At 64.8% G+C, this 8,544-nt stretch carries 8 protein-coding genes; all 8 read right to left on the bottom strand.

Going from position 1 to position 8,544, the window contains the following annotated elements:
• Nucleotides 1-8: 8 nt before the first annotated feature.
• Nucleotides 9-1,250 (bottom strand): MCE family protein, encoded by a 1,242-nt coding sequence (locus ACRDPN_RS00740; protein ID WP_431445406.1) that lies wholly within the window; start codon nt 1,248-1,250, stop codon nt 9-11.
• Entirely contained in the window at nt 1,247-2,608 is a 1,362-nt protein-coding gene (locus tag ACRDPN_RS00735) for an MCE family protein (RefSeq protein ID WP_431445405.1), read from the bottom strand. Before ACRDPN_RS00735 ends, ACRDPN_RS00740 begins: the two co-directional genes overlap by 4 nt.
• A complete protein-coding gene (locus ACRDPN_RS00730; protein ID WP_431445404.1) occupies nt 2,608-3,786 on the bottom strand; it encodes an MCE family protein in 1,179 nt (392 codons plus the stop codon). The genes ACRDPN_RS00735 and ACRDPN_RS00730 overlap by 1 nt, the downstream gene beginning before the upstream one ends.
• Entirely contained in the window at nt 3,783-4,730 is a 948-nt protein-coding gene (locus ACRDPN_RS00725; protein ID WP_431445402.1) for an MCE family protein, read from the bottom strand. The genes ACRDPN_RS00730 and ACRDPN_RS00725 overlap by 4 nt, the downstream gene beginning before the upstream one ends.
• Nucleotides 4,730-5,809 (bottom strand): MCE family protein, encoded by a 1,080-nt coding sequence (locus tag ACRDPN_RS00720; protein WP_431445401.1) that lies wholly within the window; start codon nt 5,807-5,809, stop codon nt 4,730-4,732. The genes ACRDPN_RS00725 and ACRDPN_RS00720 overlap by 1 nt, the downstream gene beginning before the upstream one ends.
• Nucleotides 5,806-7,260, bottom strand: a complete 1,455-nt coding sequence (locus ACRDPN_RS00715) for an MCE family protein (protein ID WP_431445400.1) — start codon at nt 7,258-7,260, stop codon at nt 5,806-5,808. Before ACRDPN_RS00715 ends, ACRDPN_RS00720 begins: the two co-directional genes overlap by 4 nt.
• A gap of 4 nt (nt 7,261-7,264) precedes the next feature.
• A complete protein-coding gene (locus ACRDPN_RS00710) occupies nt 7,265-8,095 on the bottom strand; it encodes an MlaE family ABC transporter permease (protein WP_431445399.1) in 831 nt (276 codons plus the stop codon).
• Between the two features lie 2 nt (nt 8,096-8,097).
• Nucleotides 8,098-8,544, bottom strand: a 447-nt coding sequence (locus ACRDPN_RS00705; protein ID WP_431445398.1) for an ABC transporter permease, incomplete at its 5' end; no start/stop codon positions are given.

Here is an 8,544-nt window from a genome sequence, read left to right as displayed (position 1 = left end):
AGAAGGATTCAGTTCATCGCTGGAGCGATCAGAAGCCACTTCCACGAGTCCTTTCCAGACGCAGTGTCAGACGTTGGGTCCACACCGGCCCGGTTGAGGTTGATGATCGTCTTCTCCGGGTTGCGCGCTACTACGGACCAATCCTCGCAGTCGGCGTCAACATTGAACTCGATGTCGTTCAGTTCATCGGGATCGCGACGCGGTCGGTACTCGTTGTCCTCCCGGCCGCCGTTGCTGTCCTTGCACACACGTTCCGGTTCGGGCTTCGACTCGTTGCGTGTGTCCACCAGGCCGAACGTGGCGTCGAACTCGCCCTCGGAGCCAGAGAGCTTGCTCGGCGCGATGACGCTGAATCCGCCCTCGACCAAGTACGGGTACAGGATCGAGATGATCTCGATGCCCTTGTGCAACCGGTCGACCGGCTCGCCGGCGATACGGAAGTCCTTGAAGATCGACGTGAGGTCCTTGCTGTTCTCGTTGACCACGGCGTTGAGCAGCTTCGCGCTGCCCGAGCCCTGCTCGAAGAGCCGGCGGATGTCGGGGTCGGCGTCGACGAGCGTGTCCGAGAACAGGGCGAGGTTGTTCGAGAACGTCGACAGCTGGCCCTGCTTGTCGATCTGGGTCTCCAGCACGCCGGACGAATTACGGATGATGGCGCGGGTGACCTCGATGTTGTCGTCGGCGGTCTGGATGAACTCCGTCTGCGTGTCGATGATGCGGGTGAGGTCGCGGCCGGTGCCGTCGAAGGCCATGCCCAGCTCTTCGACGAGAACCTTGAGCGCCTCGGTGTCGACCGAGGCCACCAGCTTGTCGATGTCGATCAGCAGCTCGGTGGTGGTGAGTGGGATCTGTGTGTTCGCGTCGGTGATCACGCTGTCCGTGGTCAGGTACGGGCCGGAGCTCGAGCGGGGCCGAAGGTCGATGAACTGCTCGCCGATGGCCGACTTGTTGGCCACCACGGCGAGGACGTCCTGGGGCACCTTCGGCGCATCGTTCTCGAGGTCCAGGCGGACGTCGACGCCCCCCTCGGTGAAGGTGAGCTTGCCGACCTTGCCCACGGCGATGCCGCGGTACGTGACCTGGGCGCCGGCGAAGATGCCGCCGGAGTCCTCGAAGTTGGCGACCACCGGGTAGCTGCGGTCGACGAAGAGCCGGTCGACCTGCGCGTAGCGCCCACCGACGAAGGCCCCGCCGAGCACAGTGACGATCGCGAAGATGATGAGCTGGATCTTGACGGCTCCGGTGATCATCGCGCCACCGCCGGTCCGACGAGGAGTCGACCGATGTCGGACTCCTGGGCCTTCGCGAAGCTTGCGGCCGGAGTACGGCACATGCCCGTGAGCTTGCAGATGGTCGGCGGGGCACCGTCGGACTCGGAGTCATTCGACCCGGAGTCGGGCGACGGTGTCGAGCCGCCCTGCTCCTCACCCTGCAAACCGCCGGGGAGATCCGGGAGAGAGTCGAGCGGGTTCGTCCCCGAGCCATCGCCCTTCGTCGCCGCGAGCGCTGCGGGAGCATTGGCCGAGATGATGCCCACGATCAGGTTCACGGCTTGGTCTTCATTGAGGGTGAGGTGGATGTCGAGGTTGGCGTAGTCGCCATAGCAAGCGCCCTCGCTGACCTTCGCGGCGTTGGACTGGTTTCCGGAACAGCTCACCATCGCCCGGGAGACCGAGTTGCTGACGATGGCGTCGGTGAACGGGAACGAGAGCACGATGCGGAAGGACTCTGCCAGGCTGTCGCCGGCATCGGCGAGCTCACGCAGGATCGGCTTGAGATGGGCGAAGTTGGCGAGGGTGTCGGCCTTGGACCGGCGGATGACACCAGTGGCGACATCACCAAGCCGATCCAGCGACTGCATGAGCCGCACCAGGTCGTCGCGCTGGTTGTTGAGCACCGTGAGGGCCTCAGGGAGGTCGTCCAGGGCGTTCGTGATCGCGGCCTTCTGGTTGTTGGTCGCGACGGCCAGACGGTTGACCTTCTCCAGCGCGACGATCAGGGACTCTTTGTTCGTGTCCAGCTGGCCGAGGAACTCGTTGCTGGACTTCAGCAGCTCCTTGACCTCCGGCTCGTTGCCGTCGAGGGCGGCGCCGAGCTCCCTGACGATCGTGTTCGTCTTCTCGATGCCGCCACCGTTCAGCAGCAACGCCGCCGCGCTGAAGACTTCCTCGAGCTCGGGGTTGCGACCCGAACGCTCCAGCGGGATCAGGTCACCGTTGCTGAGGCGTCCCGTACCGCCGCCGTCCTCGGGCTTGGCGAGATTGACGAACTTCTCGCCGAGGAGGCTGGTCTGGCGGATGGTGGCCACGGCGTCGTCGGGCAGCTCGGTCTTCTTGTTGATCGAGAGCGTGACCCGGGCCGTCCAGCCCCTGAGCTCGACCTTGGTGACCTTGCCGACGGCGACGTCGTTCACGCGGACCCCGCTCTGCGGCACCAGGTCGAGGACGTCGCGGAAGTCGACCTGGACCTCGATCGGATCCTCGCCGAGGTCGGCGCCACCCGGAAGCGGCATCTCGTAGGGCGAGAAGCTGCACCCGCCGAGGCTGATGGCGGCGGCCAGAGCCACGATGCCGGCGCGGACGCGTCCGCGACGCATGAACGTCGTCATCAGTTGCCGCCTCCAAACATGTCCTCGAGGGAGCCCTGGGTGTTGTCGGGGCTTGGGTTCTTCGCGGCCCCTTCTGCACCTGCGAGTCCGCCTTCAGGCGCGACCGGGGCGGCCGGGGCGGCCGGCAGAGCATCACAGGCTGCTTGGATGGCTGGGAATGCTCCGCCGAGCACGGTACAGAGCACGGTGGGATTGACTTCGGCGGCCCCGAGGAGCTCCTTGATGTCAGCGCGGTTGTCGAGCGTGCCGCCGTCGCCGTTGTAGGTCAGCGTGACGTTGGACAACGCCGTCGGTCCGTCGACGAGGATCCGCTCGAGATCCTCCGGATGGTTGCCGAGTACCCGCGCGATGCGCTGCAAGTTGTCGATGTTGCTGCGCAGCTTTCCGCGGTTCTCCTTGACCAGCTTGCGCACGTCGATCAGGGCGAGGCTGAGTGCCTTCAACGTCTTGGCGAGATCGTCGCGCTCACCCTCGAGCACTTCGGAGACCCGCGCCGTGCTGTCGAAGAACGCGCGCACCGAGGCGTCGTTGCGTTGCAAGAGCTCGACGAACTCGTTGACCTCACGAACGCTGCCGAACAGGTTGTCCTTGTTGTTCGACAACGTCTCGTTGAGCTTGCCGAAGTTCTTCAGCGTCTGGTTCAGCTGCTGGCCCTGGCCGTCGAGCTGACCGGCGGAGTCCTCGACCAGGCGGCTCAGCGCGCCGTCCTTGTTCGCCCCTTCGGGGCCGAGTGCCACGGAGAGGTCGTCGAGGGACTTGTAGATCTCGTCGAGCTCCACCGGCACGGCGGTGCGGTCGACGCCGATCTTCGCGTCGTCGGGCATCACCGCTCCGCCGCCGTAAGCCGGAGCGAGCTGCACGAAGCGGTCGCCGACGACGGCCGGGGAGATGACGACGGCCTTGACGTCGGTGGGCAGCCGGACATCACCGTCGTAAGTCAGCGTGGCCTCGACGTGGTCGCCTTCGGCCTTCAGCTTGTCGACCGTGCCGACGGGAACACCGAGGATGCGAACCTCGTTGCCTTCGTAGAGCGAGTTGGTGCTCGTGAAGTCGACGGTGATGGTGCGCTTGGTGTCGTCCTGGGTGAAGACGAGCACCACGGCAGCGACCAGTGCGAGCACCACGAAGACCGTGAGCACCTTGGCGAGACCCGAGAAGCGAGTGAAGAAGTTGCTCATGCTCCACCCACCTTGACGAACGTCTCGAACCAGGGGCCTTGGCCGAGCGCGTTGGCGAACACCCGGAAGAAGCCGGGAAGGATGCGCAACGACTCGTCGAGGCTGGCCTCGTTCTTGCGCAGCATCGTGGTGACCTTGTCGAGCTGGTCGAGCGCCGGCTTGAGGTCGGACCGGGTATCCCTGACGAGGGCGCGCAGCTCGTCGGAGATCGCCGTGGTCGAGACCAGCAACCGGTGGATCTGCGCGCGGCGCGAGGCCAGTGCGTCGAACAGCACAGCGGAGTCCTTGAACAGTGTCTCGAGCTCGGCACCCTTCGCGTTGAGCACGCTGGTGACCTTCTTGAGGTTGACCAGCAGGGTGTTGATCTGCTCGTCACGCGCGGCGAGATTGGCCGAGAGATCCGAGACGCCCTTGATGGCCCCGCGGAACTCGGTGGGGGTCTTGGCCGCGATGTCGGCCAGCGAGTTCAGCGCCTGCGAGAGCTGGTCGACGTCGAGCTCGTCGGTGGTGGTGCTGAGGTCGGAGAATGCGTCGACCACGTTGTAAGGCGGCGTGGTGCGCGCCACCGGGATCGCGGACCCCTCCTTGAGCTCACCACTGCCGGAGGGTTCGAGATGGATGTATTCCGCGCCCAGCAAGGTGCCGACCTTGATCGCGGCGCCGGTGTCGCGGCCGAGCTCGGTGCCCTTGTCGACCTTGAACTCGACGTCGACGTAGTCGCCCTTGAGCTCGAAGTTCTGGACCTTGCCCACCTTGACGCCCGCCACTCGAACCACGTCGCCCTTCTTGAGTCCGCCGATCTCGGCGAATTTGGCGTGGTAGGTGTCGCCTGCGCCGATGATCGGCAACTTGTCGGCCCGGAAGGCGGCCAGCAGGAGCAACGCGATGACGACGAAGCCGATCACGCCGATGATCGTGGTGTTGCGTTCCCGGAAGGGTTTCATCAGAACTCCTCCGGCTCGGTCTTGCAGCGTTCGCCACCGATTTTCGTCTTGGCGTTGGTTTCAAACGCTTCGAGCAGATTCTTGAGCGGTGGCGCAACGTCGGATTCGAGGTCGATCTCGAGCTCGCAGGCGTAGAAGTTGAACAGGCTGCCGTTGGAGGCCTGGTTGCTCACCTTCGTCAGCTTGATCGGCAGGATCTGGAGAGAGTCCTCGACCTGGTTCAGGTTCTTCTTCTTGCTCAGGTTCTTGGTGAGCCGGTTGAGCTGCTTGATGTCGGAACTGATGTCGGGCCGTCCCTTGACCAGCAGGTCGGCGGTCTCCTCGGAGAGGCCGGAGATGGAGTCGATGGAGTTCAGGATGGCGTTGCGGTCCTTCTTGAGCCCGCTGATGAACCTTGTCATGGTGTCGATGGTGGTGCTCAGCTCCTCGTCGCGGGTGCCGATGGTGTCGAGGACCTCTGACAGGTTGGTGACGACGTCGCCGATGAGCTTGTCGCGTCCGGCCAGGGTGTTGGTGAGCGACGACGTGGTGGCGAGCAGGGTTTCGACGTTGCCGCTCTCGCCCTGCAACGTCTGGACGATCTCGAAGGCGAACTTGTTGGTGTCCTCGGGACTCAGTGCCTCGAACACCGGCTTGAATCCGTTCAGCAGCACGTTGAGATCGAGAGCCTCCTGCGTGCGGTCGAGCGGAATGGTGGTGCCCGGCTTGACGCGGGTCGTCGCGCCCTCGGAGCCCTGAGCCAGCGACATGTAGCGCTGTCCGACGAGGTTGCGGAAACGCAACGTGGCGGTGGTGTTCTGGGTGATCGGGGTGCCCTCGTCGACACCGAACTTCAGGAGCGCCTTGTCCTTCTGGATGATCTCGACGCTCTTGACCTGGCCGACCGAGACGCCGGCGATGCGGACGTCGTCGCCCGTGGCGACGCCGGTGACGTCGGTGAACAATGCCTGGTACTCGTCCTGGCCGCCGAACGATCCGTTGCTCAGGGTCAGCGCGAGCACGATGGTCATCATGCCCGTGATCGTGCAGAAGACGATCAGCTTGACCAGTGAGGACAGGGATTCGGTGTCGAGCTTCATCGGACGCTCACCCCCGCACCCTTCGTGACCGGGCCGAGCAGGAGGGACGCGACATCGGGAATCTCGTCGGTCGAGACACCGGCCATGACCGCCGCGAGGCGCCGCAGGCCGAGTCGCTGGTCAGCGCTGTCGACCCCCTGGAGACTCGCGACCGGCACGCGGAAGTCGCTTTCTTCTCCGAACTTGCCGTTGTGCGAGTTCTTGACGTTCTGCAGCTTGACCACCTCGGCCGGGAACGTCGGGAGCGGGGTGGTGTTCTGGGTGAACGGCCCATTGCCGTATGGGCCGCTACCCGACGTGTACTCGTTGAGGTCTTCGCAGACGGCTCCGAGTCCGTCAGGAGCCCCGTTGGAGAACTCCCGGTTGCGGTTCGGGTCGGCTGCCTTGCTGCTGTCGATCTGGGACTGCTTGGGAAGAAGCGCCCGCTCGCCCTCAGGGCCACCATCCGGATCGGTCGGCTCGCCCGACGGGTCCCAGTGTGTCGGCTGCTCGTCAATCGTCTCGAGATCGATGTGGACCGTGCGGTTGCGCAGCACGCTGTCGGCGAGCGGCAACGTCTTGTTGAGACCCTTGAAGAAGCACTCGAACGTGGGCGAGTACTTGTCCTGGACCTTCAGGGGCGCGCGGCTCTGGTCGGCCACCACCTCGATGTCGCGACCGCTGGCCTTCGTGAACGCGGTGAACGTGTTCGCGAGTCGGGTGCCCTCGTCGAAGAAGGACGCCAGCTCCGTTCGCTTCGCGACGACCGTGTTGCCGGAGGTGACCGAGTTCTGCAGGAAGCGTCCGATCCGCGGCATCTCGTTGGCGTAACCCTCGGACACCTCCCCGAACTTGACGAGGTCGTCGACCATCTGCGGGGCGTCGGGGTTGAGCTTCGTCAGGTAGGCGTTGAGCGTGACCAGAGAGTCTCCGAGTTCCTCGCCTCGACCGTCCAGCGCGGTGGCGAATGCGGACAGCGTGTGGTTGAGGTTCACCGGGTCGACGGCCCGGAGCAGCGGGTAGAAGTCGTTGAGGAGCTTCTCCACCTCGATCGGCACTTCCGCACCCTGAATCGTGTCGCCGGCCTTCAGCGACTCGGTGGTCGGCTGCTCGGGCGGGATCAGGGAGATGTACTTCTCACCGAACAGTGTCTTGGGGATGATCTCGGCGGTGACGCCGGCCGGCACGTCGTCGATGTAGTCGGGGTCCATGCCGAGGGTGACGTTGATGTTGCCGTTCGTGGACTCAATGCCACGCACCTCGCCCACGATCATGCCGCGCAGCTTGATGTCGGCGTTCTCGGGCAGGTTGAGTCCGGCCTTCGCCCCTGTGAGCGTGACCTCGTCGAAGTCGACGAACGACTTGTTGAAGAAGGCGAAGGTCAGCCACAGGAAGAACATCATCATCGCCACGAACGCAGCTCCCAGAACCTTCAGGGAGCCGCCGCGCTCGGCGAACGGAGTGCGGGCCACGGGATCAGCCTGCCAATCTGACGGTGACGGTCGTGCCCCAGATGGCCATCGAGGCCAACAGGTCGACGACGTTGATGGCGACGATCGACGTACGGACGGCGCGTCCCACGGCCACACCCACGCCGGCGGGGCCACCGCTGGCGTAGTAGCCGTAGTAGCAGTGGATGAGGATCACGACGACGGCGAAGATCAGCACCTTGCCGAACGACCACAAGACGTCGCCGGGCGGTAAAAACGTGTTGAAGTAGTGGTCGTACGTGCCGGCGCTCTGGTCGTTGATCTGCGTGATCGTGATCCTGGTCGCGAAGTACGAGGCCAGCAGGCCGACGATGTAGAGCGGCACGATGGCGACGAGCCCGGCGATGACGCGGGTGGTCACGAGGAACTGCATCGACGGGATGGCCATGACCTCGAGGGCGTCGACCTCTTCGGAGATGCGCATGGCTCCGAGCTGCGCGGTGAATCCGCACCCGACCGTGGCCGCGAGCGCGATGCCCGCGACGATCGGGGAGATCTCACGGGTATTGAAGTAGGCCGACACGAAGCCGGTGAGGGCGGCGGTGCCGAGCTGGTCGAGTGCGGCATAGCCCTGGATGCCGACCTCGGTGCCGGTGAAGAAGCAGAGGGAGACGACGACGCCGATGGTGCCGCCGATGACCGCGAGCGAACCCGAGCCGAGGGTGACCTCGGCGAGCAGGCGGACGATCTCCTTGCTGTAGTTCTTGATCGTGAACGGCACGGCCTTGAGGACGCGCATGTAGAACAGCATCTGGCGGCCCATGTCGTCGAACGCGGACGCCGGGGCCTGGTACACCGCTGCAAATCTGTTGGCCATCGTCACATCCCCTTGGGCGGCACGAGCTGGAGATAGACGGCCGAGATGAAGAAGTTGACGACGAACAGCAGGACGAACGTGATGACGACGGCCTCGTTGACGGCGTCACCGACGCCCTTGGGTCCACCCTTGGCGTTCATGCCCTTGTAGGACGCGACGATCGCCGCCAGGTAGCCGAAGACGACAGCCTTCACCAACCCTTGGTACATGTCGGGTAACTGCGCCAGCGCGGTGAAGGAGGCGATGTAGGCGCCTGGTGTGCCGTCTTGCAAGACGACGTTGAAGACGTAGCCGCCGGCCACGCCGACGATCGTGACGAGCCCGTTGAGGAACAGCGCGATCAGCATGCAGGCGAGCACCCGGGGCACGACGAGGCGCTGGATCGGGTCGATGCCCAGCACCATCATGGCGTCGAGCTCTTCGCGGATCTTGCGGGCGCCGAAGTCGGC

This window comes from Aeromicrobium sp. (assembly GCF_050700635.1).
GTDB lineage: Bacteria > Actinomycetota > Actinomycetes > Propionibacteriales > Nocardioidaceae > Aeromicrobium.
This window is presented reverse-complemented; position numbering and strand designations above follow the sequence as displayed.

What these genes read in the sequence shown, in the direction of transcription:
- ACRDPN_RS00740 (WP_431445406.1), bottom strand. Translation starts at nt 1,250, where the DNA reads ATGATCACCGGAGCCGTCAAGATCCAGCTCATCATCTTCGCGATCGTC.
- ACRDPN_RS00735 (WP_431445405.1), bottom strand. Translation starts at nt 2,608, where the DNA reads ATGACGACGTTCATGCGTCGCGGACGCGTCCGCGCCGGCATCGTGGCT.
- ACRDPN_RS00730 (WP_431445404.1), bottom strand. Translation starts at nt 3,786, where the DNA reads ATGAGCAACTTCTTCACTCGCTTCTCGGGTCTCGCCAAGGTGCTCACG.
- ACRDPN_RS00725 (WP_431445402.1), bottom strand. Translation starts at nt 4,730, where the DNA reads ATGAAACCCTTCCGGGAACGCAACACCACGATCATCGGCGTGATCGGC.
- ACRDPN_RS00720 (WP_431445401.1), bottom strand. Translation starts at nt 5,809, where the DNA reads ATGAAGCTCGACACCGAATCCCTGTCCTCACTGGTCAAGCTGATCGTC.
- ACRDPN_RS00710 (WP_431445399.1), bottom strand. Translation starts at nt 8,095, where the DNA reads ATGGCCAACAGATTTGCAGCGGTGTACCAGGCCCCGGCGTCCGCGTTC.